The 24,415-nt window shown below is 64.7% G+C and carries 19 protein-coding genes; 7 read left to right on the plus strand and 12 right to left on the minus strand.

Annotated features, from left to right (window positions below; translation table 11 throughout):
* Window positions 1-127 precede the first annotated feature (127 nt).
* Window positions 128-1,771: a PucR family transcriptional regulator gene (locus tag ACFY5D_RS01595; protein ID WP_387524093.1), complete on the minus strand. Its 1,644-nt coding sequence runs from the start codon at window positions 1,769-1,771 to the stop codon at window positions 128-130.
* A gap of 101 nt (window positions 1,772-1,872) precedes the next feature.
* On the opposite strand from ACFY5D_RS01595, the gene lysA reads away from it, so the two are divergent.
* The 4 genes from lysA (at window position 1,873) to ACFY5D_RS01615 (ending at window position 6,021) form a co-directional block, all read left to right on the plus strand.
* The gene (lysA, locus tag ACFY5D_RS01600) at window positions 1,873-3,222 is read left to right on the plus strand and encodes a diaminopimelate decarboxylase (RefSeq protein ID WP_387524096.1); all 1,350 of its coding nucleotides are present in this window, start codon (window positions 1,873-1,875) and stop codon (window positions 3,220-3,222) included.
* Window positions 3,223-3,320: 98 nt separating this feature from the next.
* Window positions 3,321-4,244 carry an ABC transporter substrate-binding protein gene (locus ACFY5D_RS01605; protein WP_387524099.1) on the plus strand — a complete coding sequence of 308 codons (924 nt, stop codon included), beginning with the start codon at window positions 3,321-3,323 and terminating at the stop codon, window positions 4,242-4,244.
* A 15-nt stretch (window positions 4,245-4,259) separates the two neighbouring features.
* Window positions 4,260-5,201, plus strand: a complete 942-nt coding sequence (locus ACFY5D_RS01610) for an amino acid ABC transporter permease (RefSeq protein WP_387524102.1) — start codon at window positions 4,260-4,262, stop codon at window positions 5,199-5,201.
* A 22-nt stretch (window positions 5,202-5,223) separates the two neighbouring features.
* On the plus strand, window positions 5,224-6,021 hold the full coding sequence (locus tag ACFY5D_RS01615) for an amino acid ABC transporter ATP-binding protein (protein ID WP_387527528.1): 798 nt from the start codon (window positions 5,224-5,226) through the stop codon (window positions 6,019-6,021).
* A gap of 177 nt (window positions 6,022-6,198) precedes the next feature.
* Here ACFY5D_RS01615 and ACFY5D_RS01620 read toward each other — a convergent pair whose 3' ends face one another.
* Genes ACFY5D_RS01620 through ACFY5D_RS01635 form a run of 4 tightly spaced genes read right to left on the minus strand, consistent with a single transcriptional unit; the run spans window position 6,199 to window position 11,836 of the window.
* A complete protein-coding gene (locus tag ACFY5D_RS01620) occupies window positions 6,199-7,671 on the minus strand; it encodes an amino acid permease (RefSeq protein WP_387524104.1) in 1,473 nt (490 codons plus the stop codon).
* 8 nt (window positions 7,672-7,679) lie between these two features.
* A complete protein-coding gene (locus ACFY5D_RS01625; RefSeq protein ID WP_387524107.1) occupies window positions 7,680-9,335 on the minus strand; it encodes an amidohydrolase in 1,656 nt (551 codons plus the stop codon).
* Window positions 9,332-10,984, minus strand: a complete 1,653-nt coding sequence (locus ACFY5D_RS01630) for a flavin monoamine oxidase family protein (RefSeq protein ID WP_387524110.1) — start codon at window positions 10,982-10,984, stop codon at window positions 9,332-9,334. Before ACFY5D_RS01630 ends, ACFY5D_RS01625 begins: the two co-directional genes overlap by 4 nt.
* Window positions 10,985-11,044: 60 nt before the next feature.
* Window positions 11,045-11,836: a nitrilase-related carbon-nitrogen hydrolase gene (locus ACFY5D_RS01635; RefSeq protein WP_387524113.1), complete on the minus strand. Its 792-nt coding sequence runs from the start codon at window positions 11,834-11,836 to the stop codon at window positions 11,045-11,047.
* A 361-nt stretch (window positions 11,837-12,197) separates the two neighbouring features.
* On the opposite strand from ACFY5D_RS01635, the gene ACFY5D_RS01640 reads away from it, so the two are divergent.
* Window positions 12,198-13,340, plus strand: a complete 1,143-nt coding sequence (locus ACFY5D_RS01640; RefSeq protein ID WP_387524115.1) for a helix-turn-helix domain-containing protein — start codon at window positions 12,198-12,200, stop codon at window positions 13,338-13,340.
* A 246-nt stretch (window positions 13,341-13,586) separates the two neighbouring features.
* Here ACFY5D_RS01640 and ACFY5D_RS01645 read toward each other — a convergent pair whose 3' ends face one another.
* Window positions 13,587-14,666 (minus strand): Lrp/AsnC family transcriptional regulator, encoded by a 1,080-nt coding sequence (locus ACFY5D_RS01645; RefSeq protein WP_387524118.1) that lies wholly within the window; start codon window positions 14,664-14,666, stop codon window positions 13,587-13,589.
* Window positions 14,667-14,835: 169 nt separating this feature from the next.
* Here ACFY5D_RS01645 and ACFY5D_RS01650 point away from each other — a divergent pair, with 169 nt between their 5' ends.
* Together ACFY5D_RS01650 and ACFY5D_RS01655 are read left to right on the plus strand one after the other, a co-directional pair.
* A complete protein-coding gene (locus ACFY5D_RS01650) occupies window positions 14,836-16,158 on the plus strand; it encodes a M20 family metallopeptidase (protein WP_387524121.1) in 1,323 nt (440 codons plus the stop codon).
* Window positions 16,155-17,534 (plus strand): MFS transporter, encoded by a 1,380-nt coding sequence (locus ACFY5D_RS01655; RefSeq protein ID WP_387524124.1) that lies wholly within the window; start codon window positions 16,155-16,157, stop codon window positions 17,532-17,534. The genes ACFY5D_RS01650 and ACFY5D_RS01655 overlap by 4 nt, the downstream gene beginning before the upstream one ends.
* Window positions 17,535-18,009: 475 nt before the next feature.
* Here ACFY5D_RS01655 and ACFY5D_RS01660 read toward each other — a convergent pair whose 3' ends face one another.
* The 6 genes from ACFY5D_RS01660 to ACFY5D_RS01685 all read right to left on the minus strand — a co-directional run bounded on the left by ACFY5D_RS01660 (window position 18,010) and on the right by ACFY5D_RS01685 (window position 24,398).
* On the minus strand, window positions 18,010-18,474 hold the full coding sequence (locus tag ACFY5D_RS01660; protein WP_387524127.1) for a GNAT family N-acetyltransferase: 465 nt from the start codon (window positions 18,472-18,474) through the stop codon (window positions 18,010-18,012).
* 255 nt (window positions 18,475-18,729) lie between these two features.
* Window positions 18,730-20,265 (minus strand): amino acid permease, encoded by a 1,536-nt coding sequence (locus ACFY5D_RS01665; RefSeq protein ID WP_387524130.1) that lies wholly within the window; start codon window positions 20,263-20,265, stop codon window positions 18,730-18,732.
* Between the two features lie 78 nt (window positions 20,266-20,343).
* On the minus strand, window positions 20,344-21,777 hold the full coding sequence (locus tag ACFY5D_RS01670) for an aspartate ammonia-lyase (protein WP_387524133.1): 1,434 nt from the start codon (window positions 21,775-21,777) through the stop codon (window positions 20,344-20,346).
* Between the two features lie 106 nt (window positions 21,778-21,883).
* Window positions 21,884-22,849 carry an asparaginase gene (locus tag ACFY5D_RS01675; RefSeq protein ID WP_387524136.1) on the minus strand — a complete coding sequence of 322 codons (966 nt, stop codon included), beginning with the start codon at window positions 22,847-22,849 and terminating at the stop codon, window positions 21,884-21,886.
* Entirely contained in the window at window positions 22,846-23,553 is a 708-nt protein-coding gene (locus ACFY5D_RS01680; protein WP_387524139.1) for a FadR/GntR family transcriptional regulator, read from the minus strand. The genes ACFY5D_RS01675 and ACFY5D_RS01680 overlap by 4 nt, the downstream gene beginning before the upstream one ends.
* Window positions 23,554-23,951: 398 nt before the next feature.
* On the minus strand, window positions 23,952-24,398 hold the full coding sequence (locus ACFY5D_RS01685) for an SRPBCC family protein (protein ID WP_387524142.1): 447 nt from the start codon (window positions 24,396-24,398) through the stop codon (window positions 23,952-23,954).
* Window positions 24,399-24,415: the final 17 nt, after the last annotated feature.

Here is a 24,415-nt window from a genome sequence, read left to right on the forward strand (position 1 = left end):
GTCAGACGCGAATACCGATCGATCATTACCCCTGGAAACCCGCAATCCAAGATGCGAAACGTCATTGAGCGGCGCATTCGCCACCACACGGCAGTCGCCATCTGGCCCGGCATGAATCAGACGGGACCTAGCCGCGTTTTTTGCCCGGCTCGTCGCCCTTGCCGAGCGCGTGCAGGCGCAGCTGCAGCCACAGCGCGAGCAACGCATCCGGATCCTTCGGGTGCAGGGTGATTCGCTCACGCAGCTGCCGGATCCGGTAGCGCACGGTCTGCTCGTGGATGTTCAGCCGGTCCGCGACCCTTGATGCGTTGCCTTGCTCCTCGCACCAGACGAGGAGGGTAAGTCGGGCCTCCTCGTCGCGCGCGGTGTCCCCGTCCAAGAGCGCCGCCAGCTCCGGATCGATGAGGTGGCGCTGATCCACCAGCTGGCCCTGGCAGCCGAGCAGCACCAGCTGCGGGCGCACCTCGTCCAGCGTTGCCACGTCGAGCCCCCTGATCCGGGCGCATTCCAGCACGCCGACAGCCTCGTCGCGCTGTCGGGTCAACGTGCCGGAGAACCGGCGCGGCTCGCCGACGCCCACCCTCCACTCCTGCGCACTGGCGCGAACCAGCTCGGGGAGTAGCTGCCGGAACACCCTGCGTGCCTCCTCCGAGGAGCCGGTGGGCAGCAATGTGAGCACGGCGTCGTTCTGGGTGATCGTGATGGAGCCGGGGAAATACACAGATACGTGCCGGTGCACGGCGAATCGCAGGTCGTTCAGCTCGGCGGCGTCGAGCCTGTGGCTCGCGGAGCTCACCGCGGCGAGGGTCACGAACTGCTTCGGGCGCAGCCCGAGCGTGGTCAGTTCGTTCTGGTTCGCGGTTCCGTTGATCAGCCGGAGGAAGCTTTCCTCGCGGGGCCGGTCGCTGGAGTTGTCGGTGCGCCACGCGTCGACCAGATAGCGGGCCGCGAGGATCGCGGCCCGTGTGAGAACCTCCTGCTTTTCTTCGGACAGCGGGATGTCGAGGTCGTGGCCGTCCGGGTCGATCACCCAGATCGATCCGAGCGGGATGTTGCCCGCCCGGATCGCGACCGCCGCGCGGTGCGCCTCGCCCTGTTGCTGGGAGAAACGGGAAATCCCGGTGCTCGCGAACACCTCGCGGTAGCGGATCTCATTCAGCGGCGCGTCGGGCGTGCGCCGGTACAGGATGCCGTTTGCACGCAGGTCGTCGATCGCCTGCCCGGGCATTGCGGAGTAGGCGAGCATGTTGCGGCGGTGGTCCTCGATGGCCACGGAGCCGCCGAAGACGGAGGCGACCGTGTTTGCGAGGGCGAAGAGACGGTCGCTGGCGCTCGGCGCCAGGTGGAGGCCGGAGTCGTACTCGGCGAGCAGCCGGCTCACGAGCGCGTCGAGCTGGCGCCAGGAAATGGAGACGCTGAGGCTCACGAGCGCGACGCCGTGCGTGTTGGCGGCCTCGGTCAGGGCGTTATCCCCTTCAGGGACTCCTTTGCAGACAACGGCGCTGTGCCCCTGCTCCGCGGCAAAGGCAAAGGCGGCGTCGAGTTGCTGTTTCGGCAGCACCGAGGCGGACGTGAGCAGCAGGAGGTGGCCGGGGCTGGGCGGTTCCGCCGTATCCGCGTCGTAGTAGCTCACGCCGAGTACGCGGGGGCCCTGGTTGCGCGGCACCCGCAGCCGGCCGACGGTTTCGCCGAGTTGCTCGACGAGCTCATCGAGCGGCAGTCCCCTGGCGATGCCGGCAGCGGCCATCGTTGTCGTAATCGCAAAACTCATGCACGAACTTTATCAATATCGATAAAGATTGGAGCGTTTTGGTCGCCTAATGTCATTCAGGCAAGCGCATCCAAGCGCTTCGCAGCGGAGAGGAGACAGGGTTGTCTGAGCACGAATTTTATGATGCGGCACTCGCTGAGGTGTTCCCGGTCCACAGTTCGGTGAACCTTCGGGGGGAACTGGAAATCGGGGGATGCTCGGTGGTTGAACTCGCCCGGACCTTTGGCACTCCCGCCTACGTGGTGGACGAGGAAGGCCTGCGCGAGCAGATGCGCCGCTACCGGGACGGGATGAGCGCGCGGTGGCCCGGAGGGGCCGTCACCTTTGCCTCGAAGTCGATGCCGGTGCTGGCCACCTACGCGATCGCGGCCTCCGAGGGGATCGGCGTGGACGTCGCCGGGGCCGGCGAGTTGATTCTCGCCCTCGAGGCGGGCGTGCCGCCGGAGACGATGTACCTGCACGGCAACGCGAAGAGCGTCGAGGAGCTGCGGCTTGCCGTGGAATGCGGGGTCGGAACGATCGTCGTGGACAACCTGGCGGACATCGAACGGCTGGAGCGGCTGCTCACCCGCAAACAGCCTGTGCTGATCCGCGTCATCCCCGGCATCGACCCGAACACGCACCGCTCGGTGGCCACGGGCGGCAGCGACTCCAAGTTCGGGCTGCCGATCGAGCAGGCGCGGGCGCTGATCGCCCGGCTGGAAGGCCACCCCACGATCGAGGTGGAGGGCGTGCACCTGCACATCGGCTCGCAGATCCTCGACGTGGAGCCGTTCCGGCGCGCTGTCCAGGCGATCGCGGGCTTCGGCACCTTCCGGACCTACAACATCGGCGGCGGGCTCGGCGTGAACTACAACGTGGGCCATCGCGCGCCCACCGTGGAGGAGTACCTCGACGAGATCACCGCGATCGCCCGCGAGGTCCTGCCGGCAGGCTCCCGGTTGCTGATCGAGCCCGGCCGCTCCCTGGTGGCACGGTCGGGGATCACCATCTACGAGGTGAACAACGTGAAGACCACCGGGAAGACTTTTGTGGCGGTGAATGGCGGACTGGCCGACCAAATGAACGTGGCGCTCACCGACACCACCTTCTCCGCGGTCGTCGCGAACCGCGCGGGGGAGCAGCCCAACGTGACGGCGCAGCTTGTCGGCCGCCAGTGCGAGTCCGGCGACCTGTTGGTCGACGGCGCCCGGCTCGCGGATCCGGCCGCGGGCGACATCATCGCGCTTGGCGCGACGGGCGCCTACGGCTACACCCTCGCCAACAACTACAACGGCGCGCTGAAGCCGCCGGTGGTGTTCTGCCGCGACGGCGACACCCGCCTGGCCGTGCGCCGCGAGACCTACGAAGACTACCTGTCCACGCACACCCCCGCGCGTTCCGTGCCGTGGGCGGACGCCGCCCGGACGGCCCCCGAAACTCCCGCGCGCATCGTCGCGTGGGGCGCATGACCCGCACCCGACCCCGGGCGGCCTGTCGCCAGGGACGCAGCATAAAACCCCCAGCAGGCGGAGGGATCCGCCCCTTTCCCCAGATGACGAGGAACCCCATGAAAATGCAGAAGAAGCTCCTGACCGGCACCGCGATCGCTCTCGCCGGAGTGTTAGGCCTCAGCGCCTGCTCCGCGGCGGACGCCGTCCCGGAAGCACCCGCGCAGGCGCTCACGAGCGGCGTCAACGAGGCCGCCGCCAAGGCCGTCCCGCAATCCTTCCGCGATTCCGGGCTGGTCAGGGTCGCCTCCGGCATCCCGTACCCGCCCTTCATCCTGATGGACGACAAGGACCGGCTCAGCGGCTTCGACTGGGACCTGTCCCAGGCGCTCGGCGAGAAGCTCGACCTGACCTTCGAGGTCAAGCACCAGAACTTCGAGACGGTGATCCCGGCGCTGCAATCCAAGCGCTTCGACGTGATCATGGCCGGCATGAACGACTCGGTCGAGCGGGAAAAGACGCTGAACTTCGTCGACTACCTCCGGGCCGGCTTCACGATCGTGGTGAAGAAGGGAAATCCCGAGCAGATCGGCACCCTGCTCGATCTCTGCGGCCAGACCGTTGCCGTGCAGAAGAGCACGATCCAGGGCCAGATCCTGCGTGATCTAGTCGCCGAGTGCGAGGCAAAGGGCAAGCCCGGGGTCGCGGTCCAGGAGCTGCCCGTCGCCAACGATGCGCAGACCGCACTGAAGGCGGGCAAGGCCGACGCCTACGTGACGGATGCACCCGTTGCCGCTTACACGATCAAGACCTCCGGCGGCGGCAACGACTTCGAGGGTGTCGAGGACCCCGAGAACCCGCAGGGCTTCAAGCCCGCCTACACGGGCGTCGGGATCCTCAAGGAGCAGGCCGGGTTGACCGAGGCGATCCAGCTGGCACTCCAGTCGCTCATCGAGGAGGGCGTTTACCAGGACCTGCTCGCGAAGCACGGCATGCCCTCCCTCGGCGTTGACGAGGCCATCGTCAACGCCGCCGGCAAGTAGGCGGGCGGGTTGAACATGAGTGTCACCGAAAACCACGACGTCGTCGCCAAGCCGCTCCGGCGGCCCGGCCGGATCATCTGGACCGTGGTGCTGCTGTTCCTCGCGGCCGCTTTCATCCAGGCGATCGCGACGAACAAGAACATCGACTACCCGGTCATCGGGAAGTACCTCTTCAACGAGCGGATCATCGCGGGAGTTGGACTCACGATCCTGATCACCGTGGTCTCGATGCTGGTCGCGACGGTGCTGGCGGTCACGCTCGCCGCGATGCGGCTGTCCGGGAACCCCGTCATGGTGGTCTTCTCCTCCCTGTACGTGTGGCTGTTCCGCGGAACCCCGCTGCTGGTGCAGATCGTGATCTGGGGCTACTTCGGCCTGATCTTCGAGAAGATCACGCTGGGGATCCCCTTCACGGGCATCACCTTCTGGTCGATCGACACGAACGTCCTGATCACGGCGTTCGTCGCCGGCATTCTCGCGCTCACCCTGAACGAGGCCGCCTACGCCGCCGAGATCGTCCGCTCCGGCATGCTGTCCGTGGACGAGGGACAGCAGGAGGCCGCGGCCTCGCTGGGCATGAGCCCGCTCTACACCTTCATGCGGATCCTGCTGCCGCAGGCGATGCGCGTGATCATCCCGCCGATGGGCAACGAGCTGATCTCCATGATCAAGAACACCTCGCTGCTGTCGCTGATCGCCGTGATGGAGCTGTACACCGTGGCGACGCAGATCTCCGCGCAGAACCTGAAGCAGGTGGAGCTGCTCATCGTGGTCAGCATCTGGTACCTCGCGATCGTGTCCCTGCTCTCGATCCCGCAGTTCTACCTGGAGCGCCGGTTCGGGCGCGGATCATCCCGAAACCTGCCCCCAACCCCCCTGCAGAAGGCCAGGGAGATCGCGGGCCTGCTGAAGGTGCAGCGCGGCCAGACCAACACGAAGGAGCGGGTAAATGTCTGAGGCACAGGGCGCCACGGCGCAGATGACAGCGGCACGGGAGACCGACCCGCGGGCAGGCCGGGAGCCGCTCGTCAAGATGCGCGGGGTGCGCAAGCACTTCGGTCAGCTTGAGGTGCTCAAGGGCATCAACATGGACGTCTACCCCGGGCAGGTCACCTGCCTGCTCGGGCCCTCCGGATCGGGCAAGTCCACGCTGTTGCGTTGCATCAACCACCTGGAAACGATCGACGGCGGCCGGATCTCGGTCGACGGCGAGCTTGTCGGCTACCGCGAGAAGCACAGCGTGCTGCACGAGATGAACCCGCGCGAGGTCGCTAGGCAGCGCCGCTCGATCGGCATGGTGTTCCAGAAGTTCAACCTGTTCCCGCACAAGACGGCGCTGGAGAACATCATCGAGGCACCCGTCGGCGTCGCGAAACGGCCAAGGCAGGAGGCCATTGCCGAGGGGCACAGGCTGCTGCGCCAGGTGGGTCTCGACAAATGGGCCGACCGCTACCCGTCCCAGCTTTCCGGGGGACAGCAGCAGAGGATCGCGATCGCCCGGGCGCTGGCGATGAAGCCCAAGCTGATGCTCTTCGACGAGCCGACGAGCGCGCTCGACCCCGAGCTGGTCGGCGACGTGCTCAGCGTGATGCGCGACCTCGCGGCGGGCGGCATGACCATGGTCGTCGTCACGCACGAGATCGGCTTCGCGCGAAGCGCCGCCGACGAAGTGGTGTTCATGGATGGCGGCGTGGTCGTGGAAAGCGGGCACCCCTCGCGGGTGATCGATGACCCGCAGCACGAACGCACGCGCAACTTCATCAACAGCGTGCTCTGACGAAGAGCCGACACGCGAAGCGGCCCCGCCCGGACACCGGGCGGGGCCGCTCAACCAGCCGTGTGGACAACGCCGGACTCGTTGCAAAGGACCATCATGTGGCGTTGCGATTCAGATGCCTTCGGTGAGCAACGCCCGGGGTTGTTCAGGAATGGCTCACTACGCGCCAATCCGGGATCAAGAGTGCTGTTTGTAGTTCTCCGCGATTTCCTCGGCGGTGACAACGCCGATGCTGCCGGTCAGCGGGTGTCCGTTCCTGATAAGCCGCTTCTTGGTGAACCACCAGAACACGCCGAGCAGGCAGAACCACAATGGCGAGAGGATCAGGGCGATGCGGGTGTCCTCCCCTGCATACAAGGTCACGGCAATGAACGCGAAGAACGCGAGCACGAGCCATGGGGTGATGTGAGGGAAAGGCAACTTGAATCGCGACGCGGCATGGCGTTCTGGGAATTTGCGGTAGTAACGGATGTAGCTGACAACGATGATTCCCCAAGTGAATAGGATGTTGGCTGCGCAGATCGAGGTGACGATCGTGAAGGCCGCCAGCAACGTGTCGCCCGCATAGAGCAACGGGATCGCAGAGAAGAGGAACACCGCGGTGAAGAAGACCGCGTTCCGCGGAACCGAACGCGCCGTCCGTGTGCCCAGTTTTTCCGGCGCGTGGCGGTCCTTGGCGAGACCGAACGCCATGCGACTGGCAGAGTAGACACCGGAATTCGCACTGGAGGCCGCCGAGGTGAGGACCACGAGGTTTATGGCGAACGCGGCGCCGGTGAACCCGACCATGCCGAACATCGAGGTGAAGGGGCTTTGCCCGGGGTTGATCTCGTCCCAAGGAGTCACTGCCATGATGACCGCGAGGGCACCGACATAGAACACCAGGATGCGGACCACGATCGAGTTGATGGCGCGGGGCAGGTTGCGGTGCGGGTCTCGGGTTTCGGCGGCCGTGGTGCCGACGAGTTCGATGCCGATGAAAGCGAAGATTCCCAGCTGGAAGCCGAGGACGAACCCGCCGAAGCCGGTGGGGAAGAATCCGCCGTGCTCCCAAAGATTGGCAAGGCCGGCATCGGCACCTGTCGGGCTGGTGAATCCGGTGAAGACAAGAATGAGGCCAACAACAATGAGGCCGAGGATGGCCACAATCTTAATGATGGCGAACCAGAACTCGGTCTCGCCAAAGGCCCGCACGGGTTGCAGGTTCAGGATCAGCAGGGCCACGGCGGTGATTACCGCCGGGATCCAGACTGCGACGCCCGGGTTGAAGTACTGCACGTATGCGGTGATCGCGACGATGTCGGCGACACAGGCGATGACCCAGGAAAACCAGTAGTTCCAGGAGACAAAGAAGCCCGCCCAGGGGCCGATGAGATCCTTGGCAATGTCACCAAAGGTCTTGTAGTTCAGGTTCGAGAGAAGGAGCTCCCCGAGTGCGCGCATGACGAAGAACAGCATGAAGCCGATGATCATGTAAACGAGGATCACCGACGGGCCAACGAGGCTGATGACCTTCCCTGAGCCAAAGAAAAGTCCGGTGCCAATGGCTCCGCCGATGGCAATCAGTTGGAGATGCCTGTTGCTGAGGCCTCTTTCCAGCCCCGATGAGGAACCACTGGTGGCGCCTTGTGGTGTGGGATGTTGTGACATGAAGTTCCTTAATTCCGGTACATCGACTGGTGCAATGAACGGGCGAACAGACCATGCGGGTCGTGGGTGGCTTTGCCCCCAAGAGCGGTGGCCACCACCTCGATGGATCCGATCCGCGAAGATTCAATCGTGGTGGGATCGTCGGCCAGCACGGTGAGGTCGGCGAGGTAGTTTGGGCGTAGCTGCCCGAGTCTGTCACCGGTGCCGGTCGTTGCCGCGGATCCAACGGTGTAGGCACGCAACGCCTCGGTGGCGGTGATGCGTTCGCCCGGTCCATACTCGGCGCCGCTGGCGGTGGTGCGTTCGACAAAGGACTGCATGACCCGCAAGGGCCTGCCGTCCGCGACGGGGCGGTCCGAGCTGCCGGGCAGAACAGCGCCGGCTTCCAGGAGGCTCTTGACCGGGTAGGAGTAGCGGGTTCGCTCTTCACCCAGCAGCTCACGCATGCCGTCGCCGAAGGCGTTGATGAAATGCGGCTGAGGCACCAGGACGATGCCATTCGCGGCGATCCGGGCGATCTGGTCTGGACGCACGTAACCGCCGTGCTCGATCCGGTGCGGGCTGCGCGGGGCGCCGTGGCGTTCCCGGGCCTTTTCGATGGTCTCAACCGCGAGATCCACCGCCGCGTCGCCAATGGCGTGCAGGGCCAAGGTCCATCCGGCGGAGGCCGCGGCCAACGCCGCTTCGGTGAGCTCCAGCGCGTCCGCCTGCAGGTAGCCGGTGTTGTTTCCGTGGTCGCATCCGCAATATGGTTCGGTCATGGCAGCGGTGGCGCCCAAGAGCGAGCCGTCGGTGAAGATTTTCACCGGCCCCAGCCGCAGCCGGTCATCGCCCAAGCCGGTGCGGATGCCGGTCTGCAGGGTGCGGGTGCCTCCTGCATCGAGGTTGAGCGCATCGAGGGTGATCATGGGGCTCATGCGGGTGCGCAGGGTGCCGCGTTCCAAGACATTTTGGTAGGCGGCGAACTCGATCGGGCTGTTGCCGATCCAACCGCCGGCGATCCCTGCATCGGTCACGCTGGTCAGGCCCTCGGATGCGTACACGGCGGTTGCACGTTCCAGCGCGTCCTCAATGCTCGCGAGTGGGTAGGGCATGAACAGCGCCTGGACTAGACGCAAGGCATTTTCCTCCAGCAAGCCGGTTTCGTTTCCGTGCCGGTCGCGGACGATTCCGCTGCCTACCTCGAGGGAGTAGCCCGCGCTCTGCCGGATCCGGGCCAGGACGGGAGAGTTGACCAACCCGCTGTGCCCGGAATTGGATTTGAGGAACAGCATGTGGTTCGGTGCCGCGGCGTCGAGTCCGGCCAGCGTGGGCTCCGAGGCAAGGTTGAGCAACTCGAGGTTCGCGCCGATGATCCACTCGCCTTCGGGAAGGGACGCGGCCTTCGACGCAACCTTCGTGTAGACGTCCAGTGCCGTGCGCGCGGCGGACAGGTCCAGTTCCGTCATGGACAGCCCAAACCAGACGCTGTGTGCATGGACGTCGTTGAAACCAGGGACGACCACTGCGCCGTCCAGATTGACCGTCTTTTGCGCGGTGAGGCCGTCGAGCTGGCCGTCCACGCCCATGATGCGGCCGCGGTGCAGGCCAATGCGCTGGGCCTGTGGATAATCCGTGTCGCAGGTGAGGATCCGACCGTTGTCCAGGATGGTATCGATCATCATGGCAGTACCACCGGCTTCAGGTCGTTCCAGCGTTCGCCCGGACCGGGGTTCTCCGCGGGGGTGGAGCCACCCAGGGCGCGTTGCACGCCCCAGATCGCGTTCAGCGCCGTGGTGACGGCGCCTTCGATCCAGCCGGCCGTCCAGGAGACGTCGTCGCCGGCCAGGAAGACCCGTTGAGGGCCTTCCTCCGGCGCGGCCTCGATGAAGTGGGAGTACAGGGAACGCTGGTAGCGGTAGTGGCCGGGCAGGTTGATCTTGAAAGCGCCTGCAAAGTTGGGCTCGGTCTCCCAGGACACGGCCACCGGGCTACCGATCACGTGGCTGCGCAAGTCCAGCCCGGGGTAGATTTCCTCGAGGTTCCGTATGGCGATGTCCGCGCGTTCCTCGGCGCTCAGCGGTGCCCACTGGAGGGAGTCATCATTCCACGTGTAGGACAGGCAGATGAGTCCGGGGCGGCCGGGGCCGTTGTCGAACAGGTAGGTGCCGCGGGTGACCCGGTCCGTGAGCGTCGTGCTCATGGCGTTCAGGCCGGTTTCCGGGTCGATGTCGTTCCAGAACGGGCGGTCCACCGCAATGAAGGTCTTGGAGGACTGCAGGTAGTGGGTGCGTCGCATCGCCATCCACACTTCGGGGGTGAAGAGGGATTCGTCGGTGTCGATCTTGGTGGAGAGCAATCCCTTGTGGGCGGTGAGGATGGCGGCGGGATATTCCCGCGTGGTGCCGCTCGCATCGGTGATCGCGACACCGTCGCCGGTGTTCCGGATGTGGGTGACGGCGCCCAGGGGAGCACCGTCGTGCAGGGAAGAGAGCGTCGTGCCGGCCGGCCAGTATGCAGGGTTCTCCGGTGCTTGGGTCCACAGAAGGTCGGCGAATGTCTTGGCACCCCCGGTGATACGGCGGTGGTCTTCCTCTGCGTCGACGAATACCACTCGCAGGATTTCCAGGATTGCGTTCGGGAAGCTGACGTCCCAGCCGCCGGAACCGAATCCGATCATGCCGAAGGCCTCCTTGGCCTCGAACGACAGGCGACCGAATGCCTCGGAAGTGGAAAGGTATGCCCAGAAGGAGGTGTCGTCGAAGCGCGGCACCAGCTCGTTCCAGAGTCGCTTGATGGATCCTTCGTCGCGCGAGCGGATGGCTTCCTGCATCTCATCAAAGGTTGCCCGTTCGCCCAGGCACGCCTTCCATGCTTCCTGCACGGTACGGTAAAGCTCCGGCAGGTCGGCAGCGGTGTTGGCGCGCACGGTGCGGCCGAGGATGTCAATGGTGGTTCCCGGCGAGGCACTCGTGAGCGGGTTGGGGAACGGCGTCGATTCAACGCCCAGGAGGTCCGCGAAGTGCCAGAATGCACGGCTCGACTCAGGGAAGCGCATGCCGCCCATGTCGGCCACCAGGCCGCCGGAGCCGGGCACCTCGACGCCACGCAAGCGTCCACCGATGCCTTCGGCGTCGTAGATGACCGGCTTCAGGCCGAGCGCAACCGCCTGGTATCCGGCGAGCAGGCCAGCCGCGCCGGCGCCGACGATGGCGACTTCGGTCCCCAGCCGGTCATCGGGCACGGATCCAATGCCTGCGGGGTGGCGCAGGAACTCGTCGTAGGAGAACGGGAAGTCCGGCAGGAGCATGCTGACGGATGGTGTTTTGGGCACAGTGAAGCCTTTCGGGTGGCGGGAGCGTGGTCGATTGCGGAAAAGTTGTGTGGTCGGCGGCTAACGCGACGGGTGCACGGAACGTGCGATCTCGAGGTAAGCGACAGCCTCGCGGGCCTGGGTGAGTCGGGAGCGGTCCAGCTCGGCCAGCAGGATCTGGTCATTCTCCCGTGCCGTGGCCAAGCACTGCCCGAAGGGATCCGCGATGGTGCTGTGTCCGGAGAAACCACGGCCCGAGTGGTTGGAGTAGACAATGAAGAGCTGGCTTTCATAAGCGCGGCAGGGCACGACCAAGGTCGAAATGATCCTGGTGTCCAAGGGGTTGGGGCAGCCATCGACATCCGGGCGCAGTGGAACAGCGGTGGGGATCAACAGCATTTCGGCACCCCCAAGCGCGGCCTGGCGAACGAACTCGGGGAACTCGACATCAAAGCAAATGCCCAGGGCGACCTTCCAACCCAGTACCTCGAGGATCTGCGGGGCCTTGGTTCCGGGCGTGAACGAGGAAAGTTCCGCATCGCCAAACAAGTGCTGCTTGCGGTACCGTGCAATTTCCTCTCCCTCGGGAGTGAAAAGGGAGGCGGAAATGTGGCGATGTTCGCCCTCCGCCTCGACCGTCGAAGCGACAAGGTGCAGCCCGGATTCCACGGCGATCGAGGCGAGTGTCTCCCGGTGGGTCTCGCCCGGGTCGTTGGCGACATACGCTGGATCGTAGGAGCTCAGGAACAGTTCAGGGGTGACCAGAAGCTGTGCCCCCTCGTCGGCCGCGTGGTGTGCAGCCTTGCGCACGATGTCCGCGTTGTACTGCCAGTTCCCTGGGGTGCTTCGTGCTTGAAGGGCGGCTACTCGCATCGCCTGGTCTCCTTTTGCTGTTTTGTTCGGGGCCTCGGTCAGGAAAGTCGCGGGATGCGAGTACCTGCCCTGGGTATCGGCGCATTCCGCGACGAATCATCGTGGAAAGTCCCCGCACCCGTGTTGACCCCGCGCAGTTTTCAGTCCGCCCAGCCCCCGCGGCCCCGGCCGCGGGAAGGGACTGCGCCATGAGCATTCTCCGACGCGTTAGACATACTCACAGACGCTCAGGGGCAACGTCTAACCAATTTAGTCCTTGAGCCAGTACGGCGACAATGGGAGAAAAGTGCTATCTTCAACTTGATAACTGTGCATGTTCACAGTTTGGTCAGGTGGATATGGTTTGGCAAAGGTGGAGACGATGACGGAACAGACCTGGGTGGGTGCGCTGGATCAGCTGCTCCTCGACGTGGATGCCCTGGTTGACCAGTTCATGCAAATCCTGGCCCCCGATCCCGCCTATGGGCAATCCTCAATTCCGTTTTCCGAGCTGCGTGCTGTCGACCGGGAAGTATTTGTGGCCCTGATCCAGTTCCTGATCGACCCGGTGGCCAATCGTGGAGAACTCAAGCAGCTTGCCTCGGATCTGGGGGCACGCCGCGCCAACGACGGCATTCCCTTGGAGAACCTCGTCGCGGCGATCCGGCTCGATTTCAGCATCCTCTGGTCGGCGCTGAGCAATCCCAAGTATGGGCTGCCGGCGGAAATTCAAGTCGCCCATGGCCAGCGCGTCTGGGAAGCGGTGGAAATCTACACCGCCCAGGTGCATATGCATTATTCCGAGGCGCTGCGCGCCAAGGACCAGCTGGATCGCGAGACCGTGCTACGGAACCTGGCGCTCTTGTTCGGCGATTCGGCCCCCGGCCAAGCGGACATGGCGCGCATCGCGGGAACGCTGCGCATCGACGAGAACGCGAACTTCAGGCTGCTGGCCGTCAACCGCACGGACTTACCCAGCACCTTGCAGAGATTGGCGCCACGAGTTCCCGGGCGAATATATGGCCAGGAACTCGCGCATCAGGCAGTGGTCTTTTGGGAGACCAAGGCTCCGGCTTGGCAGGACCTTACCGCCGAAGAATCGCTGGCCGTATCTGTGGTGCCCTGTGCCGTCGCACCGATTGCCCGGGGAGTGGGCGAGCTGCGCTCGGCGGCGGTCATCGCCCGCGAGGTCCTCTCCGATCTTCCCGTGGGGTTGGTGGGCCCGCATACACCGCTGGACCGTTGGCGAACGATTGCGCATCATCGAATGGCGCTGGTTGGCTGCGACCCGAGGAGCATGATCGCACGCAAGCTAGAGCGGGTGCCGGAGACTGATCGCGAAAGACTGTTGCAAACCGCACGGACCTACCTGCGCACCGGCAGCTTGTCGATCACCGCTGAACGGGAATACTGCCATCGAAATACCGTCATCAACCGCTTGGATTCCTTCGCGAATCTCACCGGCATCGATGTGCGCCAGCCGTCCGGGGCCGCTCTCGGCCTACTGGCGCTTGACGATCAATAGCGTAGGAGGATGCGTGCTGCCGGGTCCTTACCTGTAGGTCCCGGACCTGGCGCGGCCATGAGTGGAGCACCACCGCGACTTCTTGACTCGATACGCCACGACTCATCGCGCACAGTTTCAAGGTCGTCAGCCGGCGACTCGAAGGCGGGGGGGATTTGACCGTCGGAACGCGTCTCGGCCTGGGTCTGCAGTCAACGATGGCGATACGCATCGGCGCACGCACCGTGTCCGGAAACAACCCGCATGCTAGTCGGCGGCCTTGCCGTAACCGGGTGCCGGCTGGAGGCCACCGCGAGGATCCGACCAAACCGAACGACCTTCCATCCCCATGTTCCGGTGCATTCGTTTCCAGGTGCGTAGGTGCAGGATGGTTTCGGTCACCGTGACGCCGGCACTCGAGTCCAGCAGACGCGCTTCAAACGCCGCCGATTCCTCGAGCGTGCGGCTCAACGCCGTGATGACAATATTCGCATCGCCGATCGTCACCGCCACGAGGCGAAGCCCCCGATACTCGCGCGCCACCGCAGTGAGTGCGTTGATGCCACCGCCCGGAACCCGCAGGAACCACGACCGCTCGATCGGCCAGCCGCTCACGTCGTAGGACATCTCACAGCGCACGGTTACGGCACCCGACTGCAAGAGCGCCGTCAACTGCCGGCGCACCGTCGCTTCGTGCCGGCCGACTTCGTCGGCAAGGTGCGCAATGCTTGCACGCGGCTCGCGGATCAACGCATCAGCCAGTGCCTTCTTGTCCTCGTCGAATATCGGGCCCGATGATTCACGCCACGCGCCGGGGGCGGTGCGGACCGCACTCTCTTCGGCAAGCTTCCGCTGCCCGGCATCGAGGGCGTCCAGACGCCATGAGGCGCCCTCCGCAAGCAATCGAGCAACGAAGCGGGCGTGCACATCGTGTACGCCCGGAATTCGTGTGACTTCATCGAGCACGTTGCCGATCAACATCTCCAGGCGATCGGCGGAAATTGTGACATGCATTTGCGAGGCACGTGCGCCTTCGCTCAACGCCATGACGGACTCATGCGCGCAGAGAGCAGCAATGGTTGATTCCCGCCGGGCCATGTCAACGGTGACGGTCGCGAACGCCATGGCGGCACGAGTACCGAGTGATTCGTAAGCAACGAGCCACGCGAGCCCCTGGGTTTCAAGTCGTTCCCAGCGCTGCGCCGTGGCGGCTGGCGACCGGCCTACGATCTCCCCAAGTGCCGACCAAGTGATTCGGGGCGCTATTTGCAACGCATGAACGATTTGTCGATCGATCTCATCGACCGAACGTGACGCATTCGTCATTTCAAGTACCTTCGTCTTCACGGGATCATCCGTCGGCATGGCCAATCGTGCAAGAAATCCGCCATTGTGTCTGATCGCACTTTCTTCGAGCCTAGTATCTTACACAACCACAACGCGGCAGCATTAGTGCCGTTGCGATCACTTACAAACGGAAGGACCAAGCGTGGACGCTAGAACATTCGCCTCCGACTTGGCCAAGCACCTCACTACGCTACGTCGCGACATTCACCGGCGACCAGAAATTGGCCTTGACCTGCCCGAGACACAGCGTCGCGTGCTCAGTGAACTCGAGGGCCTCGGCTTGGAGATCACCACCGGACACTCACTCAGCTCAATCACCGCAGTGCTGCGCGGCACTTCACCGTATCGCCCCGAAACCGACGCTCCGGTGGTGCTTCTCCGGGCCGACATGGACGCGCTTGCCGTACAGGAAGAAAACGACCTCGCGTTTGCCTCCGAAATCCCCGGAGCGATGCACGCCTGTGGCCATGACCTGCATACCGCAATGCTCGTCGGGGCAGCCAACGTGCTTGCCGCGCACCGTGACGAAATTCCCGGTGACGTCGTGTTCATGTTCCAGCCTGGCGAAGAGCTCCACGATGGTGCCGCGATCATGGTGAAAGAGGGCGTCCTCGACGCGGCCGGACGGCGTGCCGATGCGGCATACGCGCTTCACGTGTTCGGAGACCGAGGGGAGGTCGGCTCCTTTTCAACTCGTGCGGACACGATCATGTCGGCGGCGGACACGCTGAAAGTCACTGTCATTGGACGCGGCGGGCACTCATCCGCCCCCTATCGAGCCATCGACCCTGTCCCTCTCGCCGCGGAGATGATTCTTGCTCTCCAAACGTTTGTGACGCGTCGTTTCGACGTGTTCGACCCGGTAGTCATCGGTATAGGCGCGATCTCCGGCGGCGACCTTGCTGCTCCGAACGCGATCCCCGAGCGGGTGCGATTCAGCGCCTCGGTGCGGTCCTGGTCGAAGGCCTCGCGGGACCGGTTCCAGGATGAAGTCGGCTCATTGCTCAGGAGTATCGCGAACGGCCACCAGGCAAACGTCGACGTTGAAATCGTGCCCGGTTACCCCGCCACGATCACCGATCGGACCGAAACCGAGTTCGCCGCCAAGACCATTGAGAAAGCCTTCGGTGCGGATCGGTTCACGCGTCTTGAGAATCCGCTTTCCTGCTCGGAGGACTTTTCCCGCATACTTGCAGAAGTCCCAGGCTCATTCATCGTGCTCTCCGCCGGTGAGGTTCCCGAAGGCGATACCGTTCCTGCGGATAATCACAGTGCGCGGGTGCGATTCAGTGAATCGGTGCTGACCGACGGCGCGGCGCTGTATGCCCAGCTCGCCGCAGACCGCCTCGCTGAACTCGCCCTCGGCAGCGCCGAGGCGTATACATCCGCGATGACTGCGACCGGCCCGATCAACGCAGCATCCCCAACGGATTCGCCGGACGCGACATCAGTTTCCGTACCCACCACAGCACTTGAAGAGGTAGTTCGATGACCCAACAAAGCTCAGCGGTCGACACCAAGCGCGCATTGGTCGGCTCCGGGTTCGGAAACGCACTCGAGTGGTTCGATTGGTCGATCTACGCGACGTTTGCGCCATTCTTTGCGTCAAGCTTCTTCAATGCAGATGACCCCGTATCGGCGTTCTTGTTCACACTCGTGGTGTTTGCAGTTGGATTCGTCGGTCGTCCAGTCGGCGGAATCATCTTCGGGCGACTCGGCGACCGCATCGGGCGACGCACGACAATGGCTCTCACCGTCGGTCTCATCGCTGCCGGTGCACTCACCATCGGCCTGAGCCCGAACTACGCAACAATCGGTGTTTTCGCATCGGTGCTGCTGCTCGTGGCTCGACTCACGCAGGGCCTGGCCTATGGTGGCGAGCAGCCTTCGGTAGGTGCGTACTTGTCGGAGCGTGCCCCGGCCAAGCATCGTGGCCTCTGGTCATCACTCATCTACTCCTCCGGAACTGTCGGCGCCACGGCCGGGCTGGTGCTCGGCGGCGTCTTGTCCGCGCTACTCAGTTCGGAGGCCATGAACGCATGGGGCTGGCGCATCCCGTTCATCATCGCCGGCCTTGGCGGCCTCTACGCGCTGCGGATGCGACGCAACATGCCCGAAACGGAACAGTTCGCCGAGCAGATCGAGACGGCAACCGACTCAACCGCCAAGCAATCCTCTGCGCCGAAGCCGAACCTAATTCGCGACATGTGGACCATGCGCCGATCGGTGCTCCAGGTCGTGGGCATGACCGTCGGCATGACGGTTGCCTACTACTACTGGGTAGTAGCCGCTTCCTCGTATTCGATCAGTGTGCTGCATGCCAATCCCACCGCGATCCTTTTCGCCGGAACCGGTGCAAACCTCCTGTTCATCGCGATGCTGCCGCTGTGGGGAATGATTTCTGACCGCATCGGCCGCCGGCCAGTCATGCTCATTGGATATTTGGGCCTCATCGCCACGGCGTTCCCGCTCTCCCGTCTCATCGACGGGAATCCGGTGCACTTGTTCCTGGCAATGTCGGGCGCGGCCGTCTTCATGACCGCAATCGTGTCGATCGCGCCCGCGGTCATGTGTGAGCTCTTTCCGACCCGCGTCCGCACGGCTGGTGTCGCGGTGCCGCTCGCGGTTGCCACTTCGGTCTTCGGCGGTACCTCCCTGTACCTGCAGACTTGGCTTTCGACGACGTTCGGTCCGCATGCTTTCCTCATTTACCTGACCGTACTCTTGGCTATTTCGGCAGCCACAATCTTCTCGATCCCCGAAACCAAGGGGCGCGTGCTCAACGATGACACCGATTCGTTCACTGGCGCCGGAAAGGCGCAGCGCCGCTTCAAAGTAGCAAACGGGGCGCTGGCACATACGGAGTAAGCACTCGCCTAATCAATACCCCGGAGTGTGGCCGCTATCCAATCGACCAAGATTGAAGAGTAGCGGCCACGCTCCGTCGTCACCTGGTAAGGCAGCTCGAGGCGGTGAGGAGTGCTTCCCGTACGGCGGTTGAATCTCGAGCTCACCACTGCTTCGACTCCGATCGCCCAGCAAGAGTAGATTGCCGCGGTAGCGAACGTCAGCAGCCCCAACCCGCAGGAAAGTCTGAGCCGGTTCCAAGGTGGTACCCGCACGGACACCAACTCCATCAACGTGCCAATCGCCGGAAAATCAGGACCGCCGCCATGATCTTGACGTTTGGCTATTTCATCCACGTACTCCGAGCTTGTATGGCCCTGTGAATCAAAGACTTACCCGGACACGGATGCCACACCTTTTGATGAGAAAGCCAGAATCAAGAACCGCTGTCCGAGCGTCAGCCACTTAATTCCACCTCACCTGTTCGCATGGTTATCTATGTCAGCGGCAGCGAGTACTGCAGGAAAAGCTCGTCGCGGACCCAGCCGAGCGATTCATACACGGATTGGGCCTTCACGTTGCTCTTCGCCGTGGACAGGTCCAGCCTCGAGGCGCCGTTGGCGCGGGCATATTCCTCGGCCGCGGCCAGCAGCGACCGCCCGACTCCGAGTTGCCTCGACGCGGGGGAGACATACAGGTCGTAGAGAACAAAGATCGGGCTTGCCTCGACTGAACAAAACGTTGGATACAACTGGGTGAACCCCACGACATCGCCGTTGCCGGTTGAAGCGATGAAGACTGTCGACTCACCCCGACCGATTCGGTCCGCCAAATAGGCGCGCGCTAGCGGAAGATCTGGCGGGCAGTCATAGAACTGCCTGTATGCATCGAAAAGCGGTGCGAGGGCTTCAAGGTCTTCCATCCCGGCTTGATGGACGGAAACTGCCGCGGATTTCTCCATGTTCGGGCTCCTCCGTTGGATACGGAACGATGTCCGCGAATTGTGCAAATCAGTCGTATCCACGACTGTACAGCGCCGTTGCGGTGTCGGCGGCAGGTCCGCAGGACATGACCACTGCCCGGTTCACGGATCGACAGGTACGGCGTATGCCGGCGACAACCGCCGCCGGCATACGCCGCTATTTCCCTGTTCGAATGCGTCCGTGGCCAATTCGGACAGAAGGCCAAGCGACCGTCGCCGATTCGAGAGCGGAAGCTACTCCTGGTCCCGACCGCCGCCGGCGGCCACAGCGAGTCCCTGACGCGCCGAGGTCGATGGCGCCCCGTCGGATTCGTTTCGGGCGGCGGCGATCTCGTTGATGCGGCCACGTGAGAGGTACCAACCCACCATCAGCGCCGGGATGATCACGATGATGGAGGCCACGGTCCAGGTTCCCACCGGGGAGTCGAAGGCCATCAGCACGATCACTGCCAGCAGGAATGTTAGGGTCAGGTAGCCGGTGTACGGGGCGCCGATCATCCGGAACGCGGGACGCACGGCCGCGCCCCGCTTGGCCAGGCGGTAGAGCGCCAGCTGGCACAGCACGATCATGCCCCAGGACGCGATGATGCCCAGCGCCGCCATGTTCAGCACGATCTCGAAGGCCTGGGCCGGGACGATGGCGTTGAGGACCACGCCGAGGCCCGCGACCGCGGCGGTCAGGGCGATGCCGCCGTAGGGCACGCCGCGGCTGTTCAGCTTGGCGGCAAAACGCGGCGCGGAGCCGGCCAATGCCATAGAGCGCAGGATCCGTCCCGTGGAGTACAGGCCGGCGTTCAGCGAGGACATGGCGGCGGTGAGCACCACCAGGTTCATGATCGAGTCCATGCCGTCGACCCCGATGGAGCCGAAGAACGTCACGAACGGCGACTCGCCCGCCTTGTAGGCGGAGTAGGGCAGCAGCAGCGACAGCAGCACCAGCGAACCGACGTAGAAGACGGCGATGCGGATGATCACGGTGTTGATGGCCTTGGGCATGACCTTCTCGGGATTCTGCGTTTCCCCGGCCGCGGTGCCGATCAGCTCGATCGAGGCGTAGGCGAAAACGACGCCCTGCATCACCACGACCACCGGCAGCAGCCCGTTGGGGAAGAGCCCGCCGTTGTCGGCGATCAGCGAGAAGCCGACCTCGTGCCCGGCAACGGGCGTTCCGAAGATGACGAAGTAGGTGCCCACCAGCAGGAACCCGACCAGGGCCACGACCTTGATGAGGGCGAACCAGAACTCCATTTCGCCGAAGACCTTCACCGATACGAGGTTCAGGCCCAGCACCAGGAGCAGCGCGGCAAGCGCCCACACCCACTGCGGGACCGCCCCGATCCACGGGACGTACTTGGCGAAGAAGTTCATGTACAGCGCGATGGCGGTGATGTCCACGATGGCGGTCATCGCCCAGTTGAGCCAGTACAGCCACCCGGTGACGAACGCCGCCTTTTCCCCGAAGAACTCGCGGGCGTAGGAAACGAAGGAACCGGAGGACGGGCGGTGGACGACCAACTCGCCCAGCGCGCGCAGGATCAGGAACGCGAAGAACCCGCAGATCGCGTAGCTGAACATCAACGCCGGGCCGGCACCGGCCAGGCGCCCTCCGGCGCCCATGAAGAGCCCGGTGCCGATGGCCCCGCCGATGGCGATCATCTGGATCTGGCGGGATTTCAATCCCTTGTGCATCCCGGCGTCCTCGGCCGTCAATGCCGGATTCGGGGTGTCGGGAACAACGGTGGTGCGGGATTCGGGAACTTCATTGTTCATGCGCAGGTGCCTCTCGGGGGAGTGTCTTGGGCGTGCCCAGGGATCGGAAACAGTGAAACCGGTTGGAGCGGTGGGAAGTTATTCGCTGAGGTTGGCCAGGCGTTCGGGACGCAACAACTCGTTGAGCTGCTCGGCGGTGAGCAGTCCGTGCTCGAGGACCAGTTCGGCCACCCCGCGCCCGGTGGCCAGCGCCTCCATGGCGATCTTCGTGGAGGCGGCGTAGCCCAGCTGGACGGTCAGCGCGGTGACCAGACCGATGGAGTTCTCGACCTGGGCCCGCAGCTTGTCCTCGTGGGCGGTGATGCCGACGATGCACTTGTCGGCCAGCGTGATGCACGCGGCCTCCAGGTGGCGCATCGACTTGGTCAGGCTGTGCACGATGATCGGCTCGAAGGCGTTCAGCTGCAGCTGCCCGGACTCGGCGGCCATCGTGATGGTCACGTCGTTGCCGATGACCTCGTAGGCCACCTGGTTCACGACCTCGGGGATCACCGGGTTGACCTTGCCGGGCATGATCGAGGAGCCGGACTGCACCGCGGGCAGGTCGATTTCGCCCAGCCCGGCGCGCGGGCCCGAGGAGAGCAGGCGCAGGTCGTTGCAGACCTTGGACAGCTTGACCGCCACGCGCTTGAGCACGCCGGAGAGGTGCACGAAGGCGCCCACGTCGGCCGTGGCCTCGATCAGGTCGAAGGCCGTCTCCAGCTTCAGCCCGGAGATCGCGGCCAGGTGCGTGCAGGCCAGCGCGGCGTAGCCCAACGGCGCGTTCAGCTCGGTGCCGATGGCGGTGGCGCCCAAGTTGATCTCGTGGATGAGCAGGGTGGATTCGGCCAGCCGGGCGCGGTCCTCGCCGAGGGTGACGGCGTAGGCGTTGAATTCCTGGCCGAGGGTCATCGGGACCGCGTCCTGCAGCTGGGTGCGTCCCATCTTCACGACGGTGCGGAACTCCACTGCCTTGGCGGTGAAGGCCGCGCCGAGGTGCTCCATGGCGGCGACCAGCGAGGTGGCGCCGAAGATGGTCGCGACGCGCACGGCGGTCGGGTAGACGTCGTTGGTCGACTGGCTGAGGTTCACGTGGTCGTTGGGGTGCAGGAACCGGTACTCGCCCTTGGCGTGGCCCATGATCTCCAGCGCGCGGTTGGCGATGACCTCGTTGGCGTTCATGTTGGAGGAGGTGCCGGCGCCGCCCTGGATGACGTCGACCACGAACTGGTCGTGGAACTTGCCTCCGATGATCTCCCGGCAGGCGGTGATGATGGCGTTGGCGCGGGCCGCATCCAGCAGGCCCAGCTCCTGGTTGGCCTGCGCGGCGGCCTGCTTGACCATGGCCAGGGCGACGACCAGGTGCGTGTTGGTGGACAGCGGCTGGCCGGTGATCGGGAAGTTTTCCACGGCGCGCAGCGTGTGGACGCCCCAGTAGGCCTCCGCGGGAATGTCCCGGTCGCCGATCAGGTCGTGTTCGCTGCGCACGGCGAGGCGGCTGTGGGGCTGCAGGGTGGCGGTGGTTTCGGGCATGGTTCTCCTCGGGTCGCGGTGGTGGGGGATGGGTTTTTGGGCGCGCCGAAGCGCCGGATGGCCCCGCAGGGCGGTGATGGGGAAGGTGTGTCCGGCGGTTGTGGCGCTAGGGCAGCGGCAGCCCGTAGAGGGCACCGACCGGGTGGCCGCCGCCGAGGGCGGGGAGGTTGTTGAATGGTTCCAGCGATGGCGCATCCACGCCCAGGGCCAGCAGGGCCGGGACGGCCGCCGGCATGCGTGCACGGTCGCCGCCGTCGGAGACCTTCAGGGCGAGGGCGGCGCCGTCGGCGAGGGCAATCAGCTGGATGCCCTCGAATCCGTCCTTGGCCAGCAGGCCGGGCACCGCGTCCATGAGCTCGGTGACGTCGCGTCCGCGCCCCGCAACCATCTCGGGGTGGGCGCGCATCGCGCGGGCCACCTGGTGCTCCGCGGTCCCGGCGGGCGCGGTGACGAGTTTTTGGAAGGCCCGGGCCATGCCGGCCAGCGAGAGCGCGAAGACCTCGGTGCCGCAGCCGTCGGTGCTGATCAGGGTGGTGGGTTCCCCGGTGAGTTCGGTGATCACCTCGCGGATGAGCGTGGGCAGCGGGTGCTCGTGCTGCAGGTAGGTTTCCAGCGGCCACCCGTTGAGCACACAGGCGGCGAGCATGGCCGCGTGCTTGCCGGAGCAGTTCTGGGCCAGTTGGGTGGGCCCGTTGCCGTCCTGGATCCAGGCGTGGCGTTCGGCCACCCCGTAGGGCAGGTCTGTCGAGTTGCCCAAGGACGCGGGTTCCAGCCCGGCATCGGCGAGGATCTTGGCCGCCTGGTCTTGGTGCTCGGCGGAGCCGGAGTGGCTGGCCGCGGCCAGGGCCAGTTGCGCGGGGGACAGGTCCAGTCCCGCCCGCACGAGGGCGACGGCGATCAGCGGCTTCAGGGCCGAACGCGGATAGATGGGCGCTTCGGGTTCGCCGCGCGTGAGTACGGTTTCACCGTTCGGGGCCAGTGCCACGAGGGAGCCGAAGTGGACGCTTTCGACCGTCTCGCCGCGGGTCTGCACCGCGAGCGGGGCATGGGCGGGGAAGTTGCTGGGGATCATGCTTCGTTGGCTCCAAGGATCAATGTCAGTGCTTCATCAACGGCCGTCAGGTGTGCGGACATGGCCCGTCCTGCAGCGTCGCTGTCGCCGGCCTCGATGGCGGCGAGGACTTCACGGTGTTCGTCGTGGGATGGATGTCGGCGGCCGGTGATGAGGTTGATGGTCTCGGATTGGTTGACCATGGCCTCGCGGATGTCGTTGACGACCTGCTCGAAGACACCGTTGCCGCTGGCGCGGGCAATGGCGGCGTGGAAGCTGGCATCCAGCGCTACCCAGATCTCGGGATCGTCCTCTTCCTCCATGGCGTCGAGGACTCCGTGCATTTCCTCAAGCTGCTCCGCGGTGGCGCGGGCCGCGGCCAGTTCGGCCGCGGGAACCTCGATGTGCGGGCGTGCCTCCATGAGGCTCCGTGCAGAGAACCGGCCGAGCTTCAGGTCGCCGCCGGCGCGGCTGGCGATGACAAAGGTTCCCTTGCCGGTCTTGGTTTCGGTAAGGCCCAGGGCTGCCGCGGAACGCAGCGCCTCACGGATCACGGAGCGGCTCACCGAGTACCGGGTGGCAAGCGCTGCCTCGGCGCCGAGTTTGCTGCCGACAGGCAGCTCACCGGATTCGATGGAGTGGCGGATGGAGTTGAAGACGGCTTCGGCGGCACTCGTCCTCACGATCGATTGCAGTCCGACTGTCCGGCTGTCTGACAGGTTCATGTTTGTGACTATGTCATGCCTCACAAATCGCTGTCAAGGCGGGCGTGCTGCTCCCTCGGCAGCCCGTGGGACTGCCGTCGCGGAAGCATCATGGCCGTCTCGCGCAAAGGGGCATGTCAGCTCAAAATCCATGAAGTGAGTCGGCGGAGAAATGCCCATCGCTGTACGGTGCGACCGGAAAGCGGGTACCACGTGGGGGGCCAAGCAGGGGAGGGGGCGGCGGTCTTTCGGGAACCGTGAAGGGCTCCTCCGTGGCCCAGTGCATGGGGGAGCTGTCTAGCCGTCTCAATCTTTGCGGGCATCTCAGATGGGTAGCCCCGGTGTGACCATAAGGCCGTACCGGGACTACCCATTAGAGAAAATGCGGTCCGTTGATGAGTGGGTGCTTGCTGCCGTGGCTATGTATGCGGCCGCTGCGACTCAAGGATCGACTTGAGGTTTTCCAGGTCCTTGCTCATGGCCCTGCGCATCATGGGGCCCATGAGCACCCCGGCAACAACGGAGAATCCCCGGGGTTCGCCGTTGTTCCGCAGGGTCATGAACGTTCCGTCCCCGGCGTCGGACGACGTGTAGGTTGTCTGCATCGGAAACGGGCCCTGGTTGGTCCGCATGACGAGCCTTTCCTTCGGCATGAGTTTGACGACCTCATAGGTGTAGTCCAACGTCCGGCCCAGGAAGCGTGCGCTGAACGCCACCCGCGACCCGACAACCAGCGGCGGTCCGGTCAGCCACGCGGCCGAGGTGATGTTGCCGTACCACCGCGGGGCATTGCCCGGGTTTCCCGCAAAGGCCGCGACCTCCGCGCGCGAGACCCGGATGTGTACTTCGGTCTGGACGTCGACCACATTTGCTCCTTTCGGAC

It is taken from the genome of Paeniglutamicibacter sp. NPDC012692 (assembly GCF_042901625.1).
GTDB lineage: Bacteria > Actinomycetota > Actinomycetes > Actinomycetales > Micrococcaceae > Paeniglutamicibacter.